This window comes from Tabrizicola sp. (assembly GCF_030373185.1).
GTDB lineage: Bacteria > Pseudomonadota > Alphaproteobacteria > Rhodobacterales > Rhodobacteraceae > Tabrizicola.
The window spans coordinates 725,706-742,628 of record NZ_JAUCZH010000001.1 but is presented as its reverse complement, the minus strand read 5'-3'; the positions used below and the strand labels follow the sequence as shown (position 1 = coordinate 742,628).

The 16,923-nt window shown below is 64.4% G+C and carries 14 protein-coding genes; 5 read left to right on the top strand and 9 right to left on the bottom strand.

The genetic code is table 11. From position 1 onward, the window contains the following. Positions 1-126 precede the first annotated feature (126 nt). Both QUV21_RS03600 and QUV21_RS03595 read right to left on the bottom strand, forming a co-directional pair. Positions 127-789, bottom strand: coding sequence for a dienelactone hydrolase family protein (locus tag QUV21_RS03600; RefSeq protein ID WP_300853171.1), 663 nt, complete (start codon positions 787-789; stop codon positions 127-129). Continuing rightward, positions 786-1,415, bottom strand: a complete 630-nt coding sequence (locus tag QUV21_RS03595; RefSeq protein WP_300853170.1) for a DNA-3-methyladenine glycosylase 2 family protein — start codon at positions 1,413-1,415, stop codon at positions 786-788. Before QUV21_RS03595 ends, QUV21_RS03600 begins: the two co-directional genes overlap by 4 nt. A gap of 84 nt (positions 1,416-1,499) precedes the next feature. Here QUV21_RS03595 and QUV21_RS03590 point away from each other — a divergent pair, with 84 nt between their 5' ends. Beyond that, the gene (locus QUV21_RS03590) at positions 1,500-2,705 is read left to right on the top strand and encodes an MFS transporter (RefSeq protein WP_300853169.1); all 1,206 of its coding nucleotides are present in this window, start codon (positions 1,500-1,502) and stop codon (positions 2,703-2,705) included. Positions 2,706-2,720: 15 nt separating this feature from the next. Here QUV21_RS03590 and QUV21_RS03585 read toward each other — a convergent pair whose 3' ends face one another. The 5 genes from QUV21_RS03585 to QUV21_RS03565 all read right to left on the bottom strand — a co-directional run bounded on the left by QUV21_RS03585 (position 2,721) and on the right by QUV21_RS03565 (position 8,124). After that, positions 2,721-3,476: a squalene/phytoene synthase family protein gene (locus QUV21_RS03585; protein ID WP_300853168.1), complete on the bottom strand. Its 756-nt coding sequence runs from the start codon at positions 3,474-3,476 to the stop codon at positions 2,721-2,723. After that, positions 3,473-4,162 carry a class I SAM-dependent methyltransferase gene (locus tag QUV21_RS03580; protein ID WP_300853167.1) on the bottom strand — a complete coding sequence of 230 codons (690 nt, stop codon included), beginning with the start codon at positions 4,160-4,162 and terminating at the stop codon, positions 3,473-3,475. The genes QUV21_RS03585 and QUV21_RS03580 overlap by 4 nt, the downstream gene beginning before the upstream one ends. Continuing rightward, positions 4,159-5,790: a citramalate synthase gene (cimA, locus tag QUV21_RS03575; RefSeq protein WP_300853166.1), complete on the bottom strand. Its 1,632-nt coding sequence runs from the start codon at positions 5,788-5,790 to the stop codon at positions 4,159-4,161. The genes QUV21_RS03580 and cimA overlap by 4 nt, the downstream gene beginning before the upstream one ends. Beyond that, on the bottom strand, positions 5,787-7,244 hold the full coding sequence (gene cysS / locus QUV21_RS03570) for a cysteine--tRNA ligase (protein WP_300853165.1): 1,458 nt from the start codon (positions 7,242-7,244) through the stop codon (positions 5,787-5,789). Before cysS ends, cimA begins: the two co-directional genes overlap by 4 nt. 262 nt (positions 7,245-7,506) lie before the next feature. After that, on the bottom strand, positions 7,507-8,124 hold the full coding sequence (locus tag QUV21_RS03565) for a DUF6778 family protein (RefSeq protein ID WP_300853164.1): 618 nt from the start codon (positions 8,122-8,124) through the stop codon (positions 7,507-7,509). Positions 8,125-8,290: 166 nt separating this feature from the next. On the opposite strand from QUV21_RS03565, the gene QUV21_RS03560 reads away from it, so the two are divergent. Together QUV21_RS03560 and QUV21_RS03555 are read left to right on the top strand one after the other, a co-directional pair. Next, on the top strand, positions 8,291-9,673 hold the full coding sequence (locus tag QUV21_RS03560) for a pyridoxal-dependent decarboxylase (RefSeq protein ID WP_300853163.1): 1,383 nt from the start codon (positions 8,291-8,293) through the stop codon (positions 9,671-9,673). After that, on the top strand, positions 9,670-10,566 hold the full coding sequence (locus QUV21_RS03555) for a YgcG family protein (protein WP_300853162.1): 897 nt from the start codon (positions 9,670-9,672) through the stop codon (positions 10,564-10,566). The genes QUV21_RS03560 and QUV21_RS03555 overlap by 4 nt, the downstream gene beginning before the upstream one ends. 152 nt (positions 10,567-10,718) lie before the next feature. On the opposite strand, the gene QUV21_RS03550 is transcribed toward QUV21_RS03555, so the two are convergent. Together QUV21_RS03550 and QUV21_RS03545 are read right to left on the bottom strand one after the other, a co-directional pair. After that, positions 10,719-11,315, bottom strand: coding sequence for an outer membrane beta-barrel protein (locus tag QUV21_RS03550; protein WP_300853161.1), 597 nt, complete (start codon positions 11,313-11,315; stop codon positions 10,719-10,721). Positions 11,316-11,495: 180 nt separating this feature from the next. Next, positions 11,496-13,301, bottom strand: coding sequence for an ATP-binding cassette domain-containing protein (locus QUV21_RS03545; protein ID WP_300853160.1), 1,806 nt, complete (start codon positions 13,299-13,301; stop codon positions 11,496-11,498). Between the two features lie 93 nt (positions 13,302-13,394). On the opposite strand from QUV21_RS03545, the gene QUV21_RS03540 reads away from it, so the two are divergent. Both QUV21_RS03540 and QUV21_RS03535 read left to right on the top strand, forming a co-directional pair. Further along, positions 13,395-14,537, top strand: a complete 1,143-nt coding sequence (locus tag QUV21_RS03540; protein WP_300853159.1) for a CoA transferase — start codon at positions 13,395-13,397, stop codon at positions 14,535-14,537. 296 nt (positions 14,538-14,833) lie between these two features. Beyond that, positions 14,834-16,876: an ASKHA domain-containing protein gene (locus QUV21_RS03535; RefSeq protein ID WP_300853158.1), complete on the top strand. Its 2,043-nt coding sequence runs from the start codon at positions 14,834-14,836 to the stop codon at positions 16,874-16,876. Positions 16,877-16,923: the final 47 nt, after the last annotated feature.

The following is a 16,923-nucleotide window of genomic DNA, read 5'->3' as shown; positions in this document are numbered from 1 at the left end:
AAGCAGACATCAGCCTTTCATCTGTCCGCAAATATCCTCAGGGGGGAGAGGTGCATTTGCACCTCGGGGGCGGAACGCCCCCCGATTCTTGATGCAAGGGCTTGCGCCGCAGGGCGCTCCGCAAGGTCATTGCCCCAGCGGCAGGCGTTCCTTCAGAAATTGCAGCGCCACGCCCAGACCATCGGGCGCGATCCCGTGACCGGTTCCCTGCATCACATGGCCATAGGTCGGAAAGCCAGCGGCCAGCAAAGCGTCGCCTGCGCGGCCCATGTCGTCAAACGGCACCACCGGATCCTGATCGCCATGCATCAACAGGACCGGGGGTTTGACCAAAGCCTCTGCCACCAGCCGTTCGGGCCTTAAAAGCCGCCCGGAAATCGCCACCACACCGGCAAGCGATTCGGCCCGGCGCGGGGTGACATGCAGGCTCATCATCGCGCCCTGACTGAAGCCGATCACGGCCATCCGGTCAGCCGCAAGCCCGGTCTCGGCCAGCCGTGCATCCAGAAACCCGTTCAGATCCTCGGCGGCCGCGTCCAGCCCGGCGTCAGCCGCCGCCTGAGGTGACCCGTCGATCCAGGGGATCGGAAACCACTGATAGCCAAAGCCGCCGCCCACGCAGCGTTCGGGCGCGTCGGGGGCCAGAAATGCCACGCCCGGCAGGTGCGGCGCCAGCACGTCGGCAAGGCCCAGAAGGTCTGCCCCATCCGCGCCATAGCCATGCAGGAACACCACGAGGGCCGATGGTGTCGCCGCCCCCTTCCGTCCGAACCGCAATTCCCGCATCACGCTATCCCGTCCCGTTCCTTGGCCACCCGGTAATAGGCCCATAGGAGCCGCGCCGCAACCGACCGCCAGGGTGACCAGGCCTCGGCCATGACCCGCAGCACCTTATCGCTTGGCCGCGTCTCAAGCCCGAACAGCATCCGCGTGGCCTCCTGCAAGGCAAGGTCGCCCGGCGCAAAGACATCCGCCCGCCCCAGCGCGAACATGGCGTAAATCTCCGCCGTCCAGACCCCGATCCCCGGCACCGCGATCAGCCGCGCCACAACCTCGGCATCCGGCATCTGGCGCAGGGCGTGAAAATCAATCCCCGCCCCGGCCAAGGCCCGGCCATAGCGCGCCTTTTGCCGCGACAGCCCCGCCGCCCGCAGATCATCGTCTGAAGCATAGGCCATCACCGAGGCCTCGGTCAGCCCGACCGCCTCCAGCCGCGCCCAGATCGCCCGCGCGCTGGCAACCGAAACCTGCTGGCCCACAATCGCGCGCAAGAGGGCGGCAAACCCGTCCGGCTCGCGCCGCAGGGGCAGATCACCCACAAGCGGCAAGGCACGCGCAAAGGCAGGCTCGCACTTGGCGAGCCATGCGGCCCCTTCGGCCACACAGTCTAAGGTTTGGATGATCCGGCCCACCATATCTTCTGTCTACAAATCTCCCCGCCGGAGGCAACCACCGTTTGCCCCTTGCCCTGCCCGCGTCAGGCTCTTACCGATACGGGAATGAGCACTGATGCCCTCGCCAAACGCAACGTCCTTGTCCTTGTCGCAGCCCAAGCCATCCTTGGCGCGCAGATGCCGATGATCTTCACCATCGCCGGACTTGCCGGATCAACCCTTGCACCGAACGCGTGTTGGGCGACGCTGCCGATCTCGATGACGGTGATCGGGTCGATGCTGACCGCCACGCCCATTTCGGCCTTCATGCAGCGCCACGGCCGGAGGGCAGGTTTTGTCGTCGGCGCGCTTGGCGGCGCGCTTGGGGCGGCGATCGGGGCTTACGGCCTTGCGACCGGCAGTTTCCTTCTGTTCTGCATCGGGGCGCTCTTCACCGGGGTCTACATGTCGGCGCAGGGTTTTTACCGCTTTGCCGCCGCCGACACCGCGTCTGATGCCTTTCGCCCCAAGGCGATCAGCTGGGTCATGGCGGGGGGGCTGTTGTCGGCCGTTGTCGGCCCGCAACTGGTCAAGGCGACATCTGACCTGATGGCCGTCACCTTCCTTGGCAGCTATCTTGCGGTGATCGGGCTGAACCTTGCCGGAATGTTCCTGTTTCTTGGCCTCGACATACCGAAACCCCGCCCTCCCGTCGCGGGCGCACCGATCGGGCGCACCCGGGGCGAGTTGTTGCGTACCCCGACCATCGCTGTCGCAATGATCTGCGCCACGGTATCCTACGCGCTGATGAACCTTGTCATGACATCTTCACCGCTGGCGGTCGTCGGCTGCGGGTTCGAGACCGGGAATGCCGCTGATGTCGTCACCGCGCATGTGCTGGCGATGTATGCGCCAAGTTTCATCACTGGTCACATCATTGCGCGTTTCGGGGTTGAACGGGTGATCGCCCTTGGCCTGACCATCCTTGCCGCCGCCGGCGCGGTGGCCATGGCGGGGGTCGAGCTGGAAAACTTCTTAATCGCCCTTGTGCTGCTGGGCATCGGCTGGAACTTCGGCTTCATCGGGGCCACCACCATGCTGACCTCGGCACAGCGCCCCGAGGAGCGTGGCCGCCTGCAAGGTCTGAATGATCTGATCGTGTTTGGCGGCGTCACCATGGCCAGTTTCTCGTCTGGCGGCCTGATGAACTGTTCGGGTGGCTCGGTCCAGGCGGGCTGGCAAATGGTCAATCTTGCGATGCTGCCGTTCCTGATCCTTGCCGGGGGCGCGCTGATCTGGCTTTGGCTGAAACCCGCCGAAACCCGCGCCTGAGGGTCTTGGCCCCGCCTACCAGCGCCCGGTGAAGGCCTGCCAGATCAGCCGCCCGCGCCTTTGAAACTCGGACAGGCCCAAAGCTGCGTCCGTGCCGTCACCCACCTGCCGCAAGATCGGTTCCGCCTGCCATCCCGCCAAAAGTGCCGGGGCCACAGCCTTTGGCACAACGCGCCGCCCGGCCCGTGCCGTGGCCAGCCGCGCCAGCCCGTCGCGGGCCAGATCCAGCGGGGTGATCCCATCGGGCAATGGCACCCTGCCGCGCGCCTGCAAGGCCGGCACCGCGCGCAGATAGCCCGCCGCCGCCGCCGCCCAGCCATAGGCGCGGAGCGGGGCCTCCGCCGTGTCCGGCGCACCAAGCGCGCGGGCGGCGAGCCACATCAGCCCCGCGCCGGTGTCTTCCAGATAGGTGTTCAACGCCTCGGCGCTGTCATGTGGCTCGCGGTGGATATCCCAGCGCCGCGCCGCGATCAGCCGGTCAAGCACCGCAATCGGCAAGCCGAAATCGCGGATCAGGTCGTGCAGCGGCCCAGCCACCTCATGCGCCCTCGCCGCACCCGAGGCTGCGTTCTCCACCACATCGCGCCACCATTGCAGGCGCATTTCCGCGATCAGCGGTTCTTCGGTCACCCAAGGCGCGCGGGCCACCTCAAGATTGAAGGCGTAAAGCGGCAAGAGCTGCGGGCGCAGATGCACGGGTGCGGCCATGACGGCAAGAAACCGGTCCGGGTCGCCGCGTTCCACCAATGCAGCGCAGGCGGCAAGGGTCATTGCGGGACCGCCACGATCAGATGATAGCCATATTCCGCGCCATGGTGCCGCCAAAGCGCAATCTCGCTGCGAAACCCGGCCACAAGCTCTGCCGTTTGTGGATCGACGGCCATGGCGTCCAGCCGCCGTTCCAGTGGCAGATAATAGGCGTCCCACGCGCTGTCGGGCAGCCAGAACCCGTCCAGGCAACGCCAGCCGGCGGCTGCGACTTCGGCCTGAAGACCTGAGACATCGCGCAAGGGTATCCCTTCCGCAGCAAAGAAATCCGCGACGTCCGGCGAGACGTCCCGGCCCCGCAGCACAAGATCGGTAAAGACCACTCGCCCCCCGGGGGCCAGCTTTCCGCGCCATGCCGCCAGCGCCGCCCTGATCCCCGGCCCATAGATCGCCCCGCCCGACCAGATCAGGTCATATGGCCCGCCCGGTGGATCAGTCATATCTGCCACTTCGGCGCGCACTTGCGGAAGCCGCGCCCTGATCGCGGCGATGAAGGGCTCGGCAAGGTCAATAGCCGTAACCTGGCCCGCTGGCACCAGCGCCAGAAGCGCGGGCAGATCCGCCCCCGTCCCGCAACCCGCATCCAGCACCGAGGCGGTTGGCGCAAGCCCGCCGCAGGCCCGCCGCAGGCTATCCGCATCCCCCGGAGCGCACCGGTCAAGGCCATCGAAGAGGTCGAAGATCGTCACACAGCACCTGCGGGCTGGCCGATGTCGCGGATCAGCTTCCACTGGATCGCATCCAGCAGCGCCTCAAAGCTCGCGTCCACTATGTTCGCACTTACTCCCACGGTGGACCAGCGCCGCCCCTGCCCGTCTTCGCTGTCGATGATGACACGGGTGACCGCCTCGGTGCCGCCATTGGTGATCCGCACCTTGAAATCCACCAGCTTCATGTCGTCGATGCAGGCCTGATAGGGGCCAAGATCCTTGCCAAGCGCCTTGGCCAGCGCGTTGACCGGGCCACGGTCGGACCCCGCCTCGTCCATGCTGTCGGACACCGACATCATCTTGCGATCCCCGATCTTGACGACCACCACCGCCTCGGAAAGCGAGATCATCCGGTCATAGCGGTTCTTGCGCCGTTCGACCGTAACCCGGTAGCGCTTGACCTCGAAGAACTCGGGGCAAAGGCCAAGCTCGCGGCGGGCGACAAGCTCGAAACTGGCCTGCGCGCCGTCATAGGCATAGCCCTGATCCTCGCGTTCCTTCACGACCTCAATGATCCGGCCAAGACGGGGGTCTTTCGGATCGACCTTGATCCCCGCCGCCGCCAGCCGGGCGCGCAGGTTTGACTGACCCGCCTGATTGGACATCGGAATGACGCGCTCATTGCCAACCAGCGCCGGGTCGATGTGTTCGTAGGTGGTGGGGTCTTTAAGGATGGCGCTGGCATGCAGCCCCGCCTTGTGGGCAAAGGCTGACGCACCGATATAGGGGGCTGACCGCAACGGTACCCGGTTCAGGATATCGTCCAGCATCCGAGAGGTCTTGAGCAGCCCCGCCAAGGCCTGCTGGCTGACACCGGTCTCAAACCGGCTGGCGAAGGGTTCCTTCAGAAGCAGCGTCGGGATCAGCGAGGTCAGGTTGGCATTGCCGCAGCGTTCGCCCAGCCCGTTCAGCGTGCCTTGCACCTGACGGCACCCCGCCTCGATCGCGGCAAGGGTATTGGCCACGCCATTGCCGGTATCGTCATGGCAATGGATGCCCAGCCGGTCGCCGGGAATGCCAGCGGCCACCACCTCGGCCATCACGCGGCTGATCTCGGCGGGCAGCGTGCCACCGTTGGTGTCGCACAAGACCACCCACCGCGCGCCCGCCTCCAGTGCGGCGGTCAGGCAGGACAGGGCGTAGGCGGGGTTGGCGCGGTAGCCGTCGAAGAAATGTTCGGCGTCCAGCATCGCCTCACGCCCCTTGGCAACAAGATGGCGGATGGATGACGCTATGGCCTCGCGGTTTTCGTCCAGAGTGACGCCAAGTGCTGTGATGACGTGAAACTCATGCGTCTTGCCGACAAGGCAGACGGCGGGGGTATTGGCGTTCAGAACGGCGGCAAGAACGTCGTCATTCTCGGCCGACCGGCCCACGCGGCGGGTCATGCCGAAAGCGGTCATCGTTGCTTTGGTTTCTGGCGGGGCGGCGAAAAACTCGCTGTCGGTCGGGTTCGCGCCGGGCCAGCCGCCTTCGATGTAATCGACGCCAAGGGTATCCAGCGCCCGGGCGATCTGGACCTTTTCGGTGGTCGAGAACTGGACCCCCTGGGTCTGCTGACCGTCGCGGAGCGTGGTGTCGTAAAGGTAAAGGCGTTCGCGGGTCATTGGAGCGCCTCCAGTTTCGCCGGGTCAAAGTCCGAGCCGGGGACGAGTTCCACGCCGGACTTGGACATGCGGACTTCGACGCCTGCGGCTATCAGGGCGGACTTGAGGGCATCGACGGCGGAGAAGTCCTTGGAGTCTATTGCTTGTTTCCGCAGGTGATCGAGCCGCTGTGCAAGCTCAGCGAAATCGGGAGAAGAACCGCTGCCCGCACTCAGAGAAAGCCAACTGTTACGAAAACGCTGGCGTTCAGAATCAGGAAGAAGCCCAAGCCAGCGCGCGTTATCAAGTAGAGCCTGAGGTTGATCTTGCAAAGCTCGCAAGCGAACCAATGCCATATGCGTGTTTAGATCTTCTGCCAATGCTTCAACGAGCGACCTATCAGCCACGAACTCTTCTGCCGGTGTTGGATCAAGCTCCCAAGTCTGAAGATGCCAATTTGCCAGCGTTCGGTCAGCGTCCTTCCGCTTGGCTTCGGTCCAGTCCATCGGGCTGCGATAATGCGTCATCAGGAACACGAACCGGATCACCTCGCCCGGGATGCCCTGATCCAGCAAATCCCTGACCGTGAAGAAATTCCCCAAACTCTTGGACATCTTCTTGCCCTCGACCTGCAACATCTCGTTGTGCAGCCAATAGTGGGCAAAGTCGCCGTGGGGGTGGGCGCAGGCGGATTGGGCGATTTCGTTTTCGTGGTGGGGGAATTGCAGGTCCAGGCCGCCGCCGTGGATGTCGAAGGACTGGCCCAATAGTTCATGCGCCATGGCGCTGCATTCGATGTGCCAACCAGGGCGGCCCCTGCCCCAGGGCGAGGACCAGCCGGGTTCTTCGTCCGAGGAGGGTTTCCACAGCACGAAGTCCATCGGGTCTTCCTTGAAGGGCGCGACCTCCACCCTTGCGCCGGCGATCATGTCATCGACGCTGCGGCCAGAAAGCTTGCCATAGTCCTTGTAGCTGCGGACCCGAAAGAGGACGTGGCCGTCCTTGGCATAGGCATGGTCGGACGCGATCAGCCCATCGATCATCGCGATCATCTGGGTGATGAATTCGGTGGCGCGAGGCTCGGCATTTTCAGACACAACGCCCTTGATACTCGGCCTGAGCGCCCCCAGCGCGTCCATGTCGGCGTGATACCAGGCGATGGTTTCCTCGGTCCGCTGGTGGATCAGCTCTTCCAGCGTTCCCGGCGCGCCGGCCTTCTGGCGACGCAGCGCCTCGGCGTTGATCTTGTCATCGACGTCGGTGAAGTTGCGGACATAGGTGACGTGATCCGCCCCGTAGACGTGGCGCAGAAGGCGGTAGAGTGTGTCAAAGACGATGACCGGTCGGGCGTTTCCAAGGTGGGCGCGGTCATAGACCGTGGGGCCGCAGACATACATCCGCACGTTCTTGGCGTCGATCGGAACGAAGTCTTCCTTCTTCCGGGTCTTCGAATTGGTCAGGCGGATCGTCACCATGTCAGTCGTCCCAATACGCGGCATCCCACGCGCGGGGTTCGGCTTTTTCATCCAGGGGAATGACGAAGCGCCCGCGCGACCGAAGTCAGCGGGTAATGCAGCAGATGCAGATGTTGCGCAATGTCGTCATGCGGTTTCGGTAGCACGCGCGCGGCCCCGCGCGCAAGTGGCCCGAGGTGGGGCGGTCCGGGATCGGGCGGTTGCTGCCCCGGCCCTTTCAGTGGCCGGGGGGCAAAGCGGTCGCTGAACCCGAAGGTGGGCCTCAGTTGCCGGAGCGGGTGAACGATCCGCGATTGTCGGGGCCGGTTCCCAGCCAGCCGGCGACAGTGCGTGCGACATGCGCGCTGATCATGGATTTCTGCGTCTGGCCCTTGGCGCGGGCCGCGCGCATCTGGTCCCCCGAAAGCGCGGGCAGTTCGGCGCGGATATCGGTCGGGGCAAGCAGCACCTCGCCCGTGCGTGCATCCAGGATCTGCGCGGTGAAATTGATGTTGTGGACGCCAGCGTTCTGAAGCCGGGTTTCGGCCTCGAATGTGAGGGCGTGGAACCGGGTCACGGTCACATCGATGATGACAAGCCGCGAGCCGTTCAGCCCCTGTGCGCCGAGGGTGATGGCGTTCTTCATGATCAGTGCGACCTGCGCGTAACGGTCGCCCAGCGGGTCTTCGCGCCAGACGATATCGGCCGTTGGCAACAGTGATTTCTGTTCCGACACGACAAGCGTGCTTGGCACGTTCACCCGAACCTCACCCAGCCGCCAGTTGCGGGCAACCTCGGGGGAAACCGGATCATAGTCAGTCATGAAGCCGCCGCCGCCAACGCAGGCAGACAGGAGAAGGGTTGAAAGGCCAACCAGGGCCAGACGGCGGGAAAGAGACATAGATACCTCATGCAAGCGGATTTGTTCCGGGTCTATCGGTCATTCCTTAAGAATCCACCTTGGCCGGAACAAGGTGATGAAGTGTCGGGAACAGGGTGGAGGCTTGCCGTTTTGCCCAGATCATGCCCATTTGCGCGCCAACGGGACGGCGGGGCTGGAGGACGGGATGGATCATGAAGCGCTGAGGCTGTGGTCGAAACGGGCGGCGGACTGGGCGGCGGACTATCATGCGGGCCTGCGTGACCGACCCGTGCGCGCGCCTTTGGTGCCGGGGGCAATCGCGCGGCAACTGCCAGCCGGTCCGCCCGAAGCAGCCGAGCCGATGACCGATATCTGGGACGATTTCGAGCGGATCGTGCCGGGCGGCATGACCCATTGGCAGCATCCGCGCTTTTTCGCCTATTTCCCGGCCAATGCGGCACCCGCCAGCATGCTGGCCGAACAGCTTGTCAACGCGATGGCCTGCAACGCGTTGATCTGGCAAACCTCTCCCGCCGCGACAGAGGTGGAGCAGGTGATGATCGGCTGGCTGCGCCAATCGCTTGGCTTGCCAGAGGATTTTACCGGGACGATCCATGATTCGGCTACCAACGCCACCTTGTCGGCGGTCCTGACGATGCGCGAACGGGCCTTGGGCTGGCGCGGGCTTGACGAAGGGCTGTCCGGCGGCCCGGTCCTGCGGTTCTATGCCAGCGCCGAGACGCATTCATCTGTCGACAAGGCCATTCGCGTTGCCGGGATCGGGCAGCGCAATCTGGTGAAGGTGCCGGTGAACGCAGACCGCGCGATGACTGGCGCTGCCTTGCGCGCGGCCATCGCGGCTGACCGTGCCGCCGGGTTGCAGCCGGCGGGTGTGATCCTCTGCGCTGGCGGCACCAGTGTGGGCGCGTTTGACCTGATCGGGGACTGTGTTGCAGTAGCAAAGGCCGAAGGCGTGCCAGTGCATGTCGATGCCGCATGGGCCGGGTCCGCAATGATCTGCCCGGAGTTTCGCGGTCTTTGGGCGGGCGTCGAGGGGGCAGATTCCATCGTCTTCAATCCGCACAAATGGCTGGGCGCGCAGTTCGACTGTTCCGTGCAGTTCCTGCGTGACCCGGGCGCGCAGGTGCGCACGCTGGGCCTGCGACCAACCTATCTGGAAACTGCGGGACGCGAGGAAATCGTCAATTTCAACGAATGGACGGTGCCGCTTGGCCGCCGGTTCCGCGCGCTGAAGCTGTGGTTCGTGCTGCGGGCCTACGGGCTTGAAGGTCTGCGCGCCCGCATTCGCAACCACATTGCCTGGGCCATTGAGGCGCGCGACCAGTTGGCTACGCTGGAAGGGGTTGAAATCGTGACGGAACCGCGGCTGTCGCTGTTCACTTTTGCGCTCAAGGACGAGGCCTCGACAGAAGCGCTGTTGCAACGGATCAACGATGACGGCCGGATCTATCTGACGCAAACCCGGGTTGACGGGCGTTTTTCAATCCGGGTGCAAGTCGGATCGTTTGACTGTAGCCGCGAAGATGTCATGCTTATCGCAATGACAGTGAATGAGTTTCTTGCATGATGTTGATCCGCTCCCTTGCCATCTTTCTGACTTTGGCCTTTGCCGCCGTGGCACAGACGCCACCCGCCTCGCTGCCAGACCCGGCAAGCGACAGCCTTTCGGATTTTGCCGATGTGCTGACCCCGACCGAGGAGGGCCGGATCATCGGCATGCTGGAAGCAACCCGATCGGAAACCGGGGTCCAGATCGTTGTGGTGACGCTGCCCTCGATTGACGCCTTTGGCGGTGCCGGGATGCGACTGGACGCCTATGCCAAGGCGCTGTTCAACGACTGGGGTGTGGGTGACGCCGGGCGCAATGACGGAATCCTGATGTTGGTCGTGACCGACACGCGCGAAGCGCGCATTGCCCTTGGGGCTGGCTATGACGCAGTTTATGACGGTCGGGCGGCGCGTGTGCTGTCGACCGCCGTCCTGCCGGAGTTACGTGCGGATCGGCTTTCTGAGGGGATCGAGGCGGGGATCATCTCGTCGCGTGACCGGCTGATCGCTCCCTTTCAGGAAGGGCGTCCGGTCAGCCTGACCGAAGGCTTTGCCGAGGAACAATCGAGCGCGCTGCCATGGCTGGCCGGGATCGGCGGAGCGGGCGGGCTGATCGGGTATGGACTTTGGCGCAATGCGCGGGCCAGACGAACCTGCCCGAACTGTGGCGAACTGACCCTGAAACGCACGCGTGAGGTGATCGAGCCGCCAAGTTCGCTTGGGTCCGGCACCGGCTTGGAGCATCTGCATTGCACCTCCTGCGGTTTCATCGACCGCAAGTCCTTTTCCATCTCGAAACGTGGCGCAGGTCGCAGCGATGGGCGGGGTGGCGGGCGCGGAGGTGGATCGTCCGGCGGCGGAGGCTTTGGTGGCGGAAGGTCTTCTGGGGGCGGCGCGGGCGGGAAATGGTAGTCAAAGCCTTAGGTTGCGTCGCGTTCTTTGTGTCAGTCCCGACGCGCCGGCCTGTCGCGAAAGCGATGCTTCCACAGTGCCACAGCACTGGTCGCTGAACGGTCTGCGGTGCGGGACCGGCCCGCACCGCAATGGTGGTCGCAAAGCTGGCCTCAGAAGCGCAGGGAAACCTTGGCCTTCAGCGTGGTCGCGTCCAGATCGACTGTCGAGCCGTCAAAGTCCTTGAAACGGTGCTGCATCAACTCGCCGCCGACGCTCCAGCGGTCGGTCAGGGCATAGTCGATGCCTGCGCCAAGGAAATAGCCGTTGTCACGCAGGCTGTCGCCGCCGACCGTCGCGCTGGCCCGGGCGATTCCGGTGGTTGCGTAGATCAGGCTGTTGCCGAACTCGGCACCGCCCATCAGTTTCAGGCGGGCAACGTCATCCAGGGTGCCGGTGTCGCCGCCAAGGTCGATGCTGGCGGTGTCATAGTCCAGTTCGGCACCGGCGACATACTGGCCAAAGTCCCAGCGATAGCCGGCATGGACGCCGCCCAGAAAGCCGTAGCCATCAAGTCCGCCGTCATTGGAGTCAACATCGGCATAGCCAAGCTGCGCGCCGACATAAAGACCTGACCAGTCAACCGAAGCCGGCGCTGCGGGGGCATAGGTTGGGGTGACGGTCGGTTCGGACGCCACAGTGACCGGCCCACCGGCAAAGGCGGGGGCGGCAAGTGTCAGGGTAGCAATAACTGCTGCGAGGGATTTCATGATGGTCTCCTTTTTTTGAGCCGCCACTCGAACCGGAGCGGCTGCTGTAAAAGGGTTTGGGGTCGCAGCGGTGCTGGCGCAACGGCACCTCACGTCAGGGTGATGGGCCGTGTCAAGAAGCGGCGGAGAGATGCCGCTCGCTTTCAGGATGTTGGGCTGAATAGCGCCGAAAAGGGTGCGTCAGCCCCGATCGGCTAGTTCCAGCCACTCGGACTCCACCGCTGCAAGGGTGGCTTGCCGGTCGGCCATCGCCTCGGACGCCTTGCGGAATTTCACCGGATCGCGGGTGAAAAGATCGGCATCGGCCAAAAGGGTGGACAGCTTCGCAATCTCGGATTCCAGCCGGTCGATCAGGGCGGGAAGGTCTTCCAGCCGCTTGCGTTCGGTGAAGGAAAGGCCGGACACCCTTGCCGGTTCCGCCTTGGCTGGTGCGGATGCGGGCTTTGGGCTTGGTCTGGCCGCCTCTTCGGCTGCCAACGTGCCACGCTGGGCGGCATAGTCAGACCAGCCGCCGGGGTAGACCGTCGCCCTGCCCCCGCCTTCCAGCGCCACGGTGGCCGTCGCGATGCGGTCGATGAAATCACGGTCATGGCTGACCAGAAGAACGGTTCCGTCGTATTCGCCAAGGATATCCTGCAAAAGATCCAGCGTTTCGACGTCAAGGTCGTTGGTCGGTTCGTCAAGAATCAGAAGGTTGGACGGCTGGGCCATCAGTTTGGCCAGCAAAAGACGGGCCTTTTCGCCGCCCGACAGGCTGCGCACCGGGGCGCGTGCCATCGATTCGTCAAAGAGGAAGTCCTTGAGATAGGCCACCACATGCCGGGGATTGCCCCGCACCATCACCTGATCGGCGGCGCCCGAGACGCTCATCAATGGATCGCCGGTCAGATTGTCCCAAAGCGTCGCATTGGGATCGAGCCGGGCGCGGGTCTGGTCGAAAACGGCAATCTCGAGGTTGGTGCCAAGGGTGACTTTGCCACTGTCAGGAGCAATTTCGGTCGTCAGCAGTTTCAGAAGCGTTGTCTTGCCCACCCCGTTCGGGCCGACAAAGGCCACGCGGTCACCGCGCAGCACGCGCAGGCTGAAATCCTGGATCAGAACCTTGTCGCCATAAGCCTTGGTGATGTGTTCCGCCTCGATCACCTTGCGGCCCGAGGTCGGGCCACTTTCCAGTGCCATGGCGGCGGTCCCCTGGCGGCGGATCTGCGACGACCGGTCTGCGCGCAACTGTTGCAGCGCGCGGACCCGGCCCATGTTGCGCTTCCTGCGCGCGGAAATGCCTTCGACGGCCCATTTAGCCTCGGCCTTGATCTTGCGGTCAAGCTTGTGGCGGGCCTCGTCTTCCTCGGCCCAGATGGTCTCGCGCCAGTCCTCGAAACCTTCGAACCCGGATTCGCGGCGGCGCACTTCGCCCCGGTCGATCCAGAGCGTTGCGCGGGTCAGCGCCCGCAGGAAAGCTCGGTCGTGGGAGATGAGGACGAAGGCGGTGCGGGTGGAGGAAAGTTCATCCTCCAGCCACTCGATCGCCTGAATGTCGAGGTGGTTGGTCGGTTCGTCCAGAAGCATCAGGTCCGGCGCCTCGGCCAGAAGTTTGGCAAGCGCCGCCCGCCGCTTTTCCCCGCCGCTGGCGGTTGAAACCGGGGTTTCAGGGTTGAACTTCAGCCCTTCTGCCACAACGGCAAGGCGGTACTCCATGCCCTCGGGCAGGTTGGAGGCCGCGAAATTTCCCAAGGTTTCATACCCGGAAAGGTCGGGGTCTTGCTCCATGTAGCCGACGGTGGTGCCGGGGGCGACGGTGCGGGTGCCGCGATCCGCCTCGACCAGGCCGGCCATCACCTTCATCAGCGTTGATTTGCCGCTGCCGTTGCGGCCGACCAGCGCCACCCGGTCGCCCGGCTGGACAACCATGGTCAGGTCGTCAAAGACTGGATTGCCGCCGAAGGTCAGCGAGATGCCGGAAAGCTGAAGGAGGGGTGCGCGTGCCATGGGCGCGAGGTAGTGGGGGATTTGATCCGCGTCAACGCCCGGCCTGCGTTTGGCTGGCATTGCAGACGGGCAATGATTGGGAAAGGGCGCAAGATGGCACCGCTTGACGGGATCACCATACTGGATCTGACACATGTGCTGGCCGGGCCATTCGCCAGCATGACCTTGCAGGATCTGGGTGCAAGGGTGATCAAGGTGGAACGCCCCGGCGTGGGCGATGACACGCGGGCCTTTCCGCCCTTCGTGGATGGGGAAAGCGCCTACTTCGCCACGCTCAATGCTGGCAAGCAGTCCATTGCGCTGGACCTGAAGGCCGAGGCCGACCGGGCAATCTTCGAACGGCTGCTGAGCCGCGCCGATGTGCTGATCGAAAACTTCCGCCCCGGGGCCATGGACCGGCTGGGATATGGTTGGGCTGCCCTGCACGCCCGCCTGCCCCGGTTGGTCTATGCCGCCGTGTCCGGCTTCGGCCAGACCGGACCCGAGGCGTTGAAGCCCGCCTATGACATGGTGGTGCAGGCGCGCGGCGGGGTGATGTCAATCACGGGGGAAAGCAACGGCCCTCCGGTCAGGGTGGGCGCCAGCATCGGCGACATCGCTGCGGGCATGTTCCTGACCCAGGGCATCCTTGCTGCCCTTTACCAGCGGGAAAAGACGGGTGAAGGCGCGCTTGTCGATGTGGCAATGCTGGATTCGCAACTGGCCATTCAAGAGCATTCGGTGGCCATCACCACGGCCACCGGCACTGCCCCGGGCCGGACCGGCGCGCGCCATCCCACGATCACGCCCTTTGCCACCTACCGCGCATCCGATGGGTTTGTGGTGATTGCTGCCGGTAATGACGCGATGTTCGCCCGACTTTGTGACGCATTGGGCTTGAAGCTGGCCGATGATCCGCGCTTTGCCACCAACGCCGCGCGGTGCCAGCATCACGCACTGTTGAAGCGCTTGCTGGAGGCGGTGACACTTGGGGAGACGGTCAGCCACTGGATTGCCGTGCTGGAAGGCGCGGGCCTGCCGACCGCCCGGGTGCAGGACATGGCCGAAGTGCTGCGCGACCCGCAGATACTTGCGCGCAACATGGTGCTGCCGATCACTCCGCGCCCGGGCGGTCCTGCCCTTACCGCAACGGGCAATCCGATCAAGATAAGCAGCTTGAAGGAAGCGGCGGCGCGCCCACCGGCACCCGCGCTGGATGGTGACCGGCAGGCGATCCTTGATTGGCTGGCTGGCTAGTCGGCGCAGACATAGACCGGGACAAAGGTACCGCCCCAGAACAGCTGACGCCGGAATGCGCCCCTGATCTGCCGTTTCCGGGCATTGCTGAGCGCCGTGGCGGACCTACAACTGCATTAAAGTGGAGCTACCGGCTGGCACAACATCCACCCGCTTTTCCCCGGGCGCGCGCTTTACATCGCCGGTGGTGCGGTTCATGGCGTGCCGGTGGCGTCAGGCCCGTTGAAAAGGTTCTTCACCATCGCTACCGACTGCTTTTCCGACATCAACTACCGCTTCCTGCATGAGAGCCCCGAATGACCGACGACGCACTTGTGATCTTCACACCCTCTGGCAAGCGCGGCCGCTTTGCACTGGGAACGCCTGTCCTGACGGCGGCGCGGCAATTGGGGGTGGACCTTGATTCTGTCTGCGGCGGGCGGGGGATCTGTTCCAAGTGCCAGATCACGCCGGGCTATGGCGAATTTTCCAAGCATGGCGTCACGGTGGCCGAAGACGCGCTCAGTGAATGGAACTCGGTCGAGGATCGCTACAACCGCATCCGTGGCCTGACCGAAGGCCGCCGCCTTGGCTGTCAGGCAAAGGTGATGGGCGATGTGGTCATCGACGTGCCGCCGGAAAGCCAGGTCCACAAGCAGGTGATCCGCAAATCCGCGACCGAGCGGGTGATGGTGATGGACCCGGCAACCCGTGCGGTCTACGTCGAGGTGGAAGAACCCGACATGCACGAACCCACCGGCGATTTCGAACGCCTGCAACGCGCGCTGGCCGCGCAATGGCAGGTCGAGGGCGTCGAGGCGGATCTGTCGATCCTGCGCCGTCTGCAACCGGTGTTGCGCAAGGGCGAATGGAAGGTCACGGTCGTTCTGCACAAGGGCAACCACGATGCCAAGGCCCGGGTGCTGGACATTTTCCCCGGCTTTCACGAAGGCCCGCTGCTGGGGCTGGCGGTTGACCTTGGGTCCACCACCATCGCCGCACATCTTTGCGATCTGTCGGATGGGCGGGTGTTGGGGTCCAGTGGCCTCATGAACCCGCAGATCCGCTTTGGCGAAGACCTGATGAGCCGGGTTTCCTATGTCATGATGAACCCCGGCGGCGATGTCGAGATGACGCGCGTGGTGCGCGGGGCAATCAATGCGCTGGCTCAGGTGATCGCGGTCGAGGCCGGGGTGGATGCCGGGACGATCTACGAAATGGTCATCGTCTGCAATCCGGTGATGCACCACCTGTTCCTCGGCGTCGATCCGGTGGAACTTGGCCAGGCTCCCTTTGCGCTGGCGACCTCGGGTAGCCTGTCGCTGGATGCGCGCGAGTTGGAGCTTTCCAACCTGAACCGCAATGCACGGGTCTATGTGCTGCCCTGCATCGCGGGCCATGTGGGGGCGGATTGTGCCGCGGTGGCGCTGTCGGAAGAACCGCAGAAATCCAGGGACATGGTGCTGATCGTTGATGTCGGCACCAATGCCGAACTTCTGCTTGGCAATGAAACCCGAGTGCTTGCCTGTTCATCGCCCACCGGCCCCGCCTTCGAAGGCGCGCAGATATCCAGCGGCCAGCGGGCTGCGCCGGGCGCGATCGAACGGGTCGAGATTGATCCGGCAACGAAAGAGCCACGCTTTCGGGTGATCGGGTCCGATCTGTGGTCGGATGATCCGGGCTTTGCCGAAGCGACCGCGACGACCGGGATCACCGGCATCTGCGGGTCCGGCATCATCGAGGCGGTGGCCGAAATGCGGATGGCGGGGCTGGTGGACCCCGGTGGGCTGATCGGCGGGCCGGACCAGACCGGAACGGCGCGCTGCGAACCGCATGGACGCACCCATTCCTACCTCCTCCACGATGGCAGCGCCGAGGGTGGGCCGAAGATCATGGTCACCCAAGGCGATATCCGCGCAATCCAGCTGGCGAAATCGGCGCTTTATGCCGGCGCCCGGCTCTTGATGGATGCGATGGGTGTGGACACGGTGGATCGCGTGACCCTCGCGGGCGCGTTCGGCGCGCATATCAGCCCCAAACACGCGATGGTTCTTGGGATGATCCCCGATGCGCCCTTGGACAAGGTGACCAGCGCTGGCAATGCGGCAGGCACCGGCGCACGGATCGCGCTGTGTTCGGTGGCGGCCCGTGACGGCATCGAGGCGACGGTGCATCAGATCCACAAGGTCGAAACCGCCATCGAACCACGGTTTCAAGAGCATTTCGTGAACGCAAATGCCATTCCGCATGCTGTAGATGCGTTCCCGAACCTGATGAGCATCGTGACCCTGCCCGATGTCAGTTTCAATACTTCCGGATCGGGCGGCGGTGACGGCGGACGCAGGCGGCGGCGGGTCTGACACGCGCGACTGTGACTGACCGGCTTGCGCCCGAGCCGAAAACCCGT

What these genes read in the sequence shown, in the direction of transcription:
- QUV21_RS03595 (WP_300853170.1), bottom strand. Translation starts at nt 1,415, where the DNA reads ATGGTGGGCCGGATCATCCAAACCTTAGACTGTGTGGCCGAAGGGGCC.
- QUV21_RS03590 (WP_300853169.1), top strand. Translation starts at nt 1,500, where the DNA reads ATGAGCACTGATGCCCTCGCCAAACGCAACGTCCTTGTCCTTGTCGCA.
- QUV21_RS03585 (WP_300853168.1), bottom strand. Translation starts at nt 3,476, where the DNA reads ATGACCCTTGCCGCCTGCGCTGCATTGGTGGAACGCGGCGACCCGGAC.
- cimA (WP_300853166.1), bottom strand. Translation starts at nt 5,790, where the DNA reads ATGACCCGCGAACGCCTTTACCTTTACGACACCACGCTCCGCGACGGT.
- cysS (WP_300853165.1), bottom strand. Translation starts at nt 7,244, where the DNA reads ATGGTGACGATCCGCCTGACCAATTCGAAGACCCGGAAGAAGGAAGAC.
- QUV21_RS03565 (WP_300853164.1), bottom strand. Translation starts at nt 8,124, where the DNA reads ATGTCTCTTTCCCGCCGTCTGGCCCTGGTTGGCCTTTCAACCCTTCTC.
- QUV21_RS03560 (WP_300853163.1), top strand. Translation starts at nt 8,291, where the DNA reads ATGGATCATGAAGCGCTGAGGCTGTGGTCGAAACGGGCGGCGGACTGG.
- QUV21_RS03555 (WP_300853162.1), top strand. Translation starts at nt 9,670, where the DNA reads ATGATGTTGATCCGCTCCCTTGCCATCTTTCTGACTTTGGCCTTTGCC.
- QUV21_RS03550 (WP_300853161.1), bottom strand. Translation starts at nt 11,315, where the DNA reads ATGAAATCCCTCGCAGCAGTTATTGCTACCCTGACACTTGCCGCCCCC.
- QUV21_RS03545 (WP_300853160.1), bottom strand. Translation starts at nt 13,301, where the DNA reads ATGGCACGCGCACCCCTCCTTCAGCTTTCCGGCATCTCGCTGACCTTC.
- QUV21_RS03540 (WP_300853159.1), top strand. Translation starts at nt 13,395, where the DNA reads ATGGCACCGCTTGACGGGATCACCATACTGGATCTGACACATGTGCTG.
- QUV21_RS03535 (WP_300853158.1), top strand. Translation starts at nt 14,834, where the DNA reads ATGACCGACGACGCACTTGTGATCTTCACACCCTCTGGCAAGCGCGGC.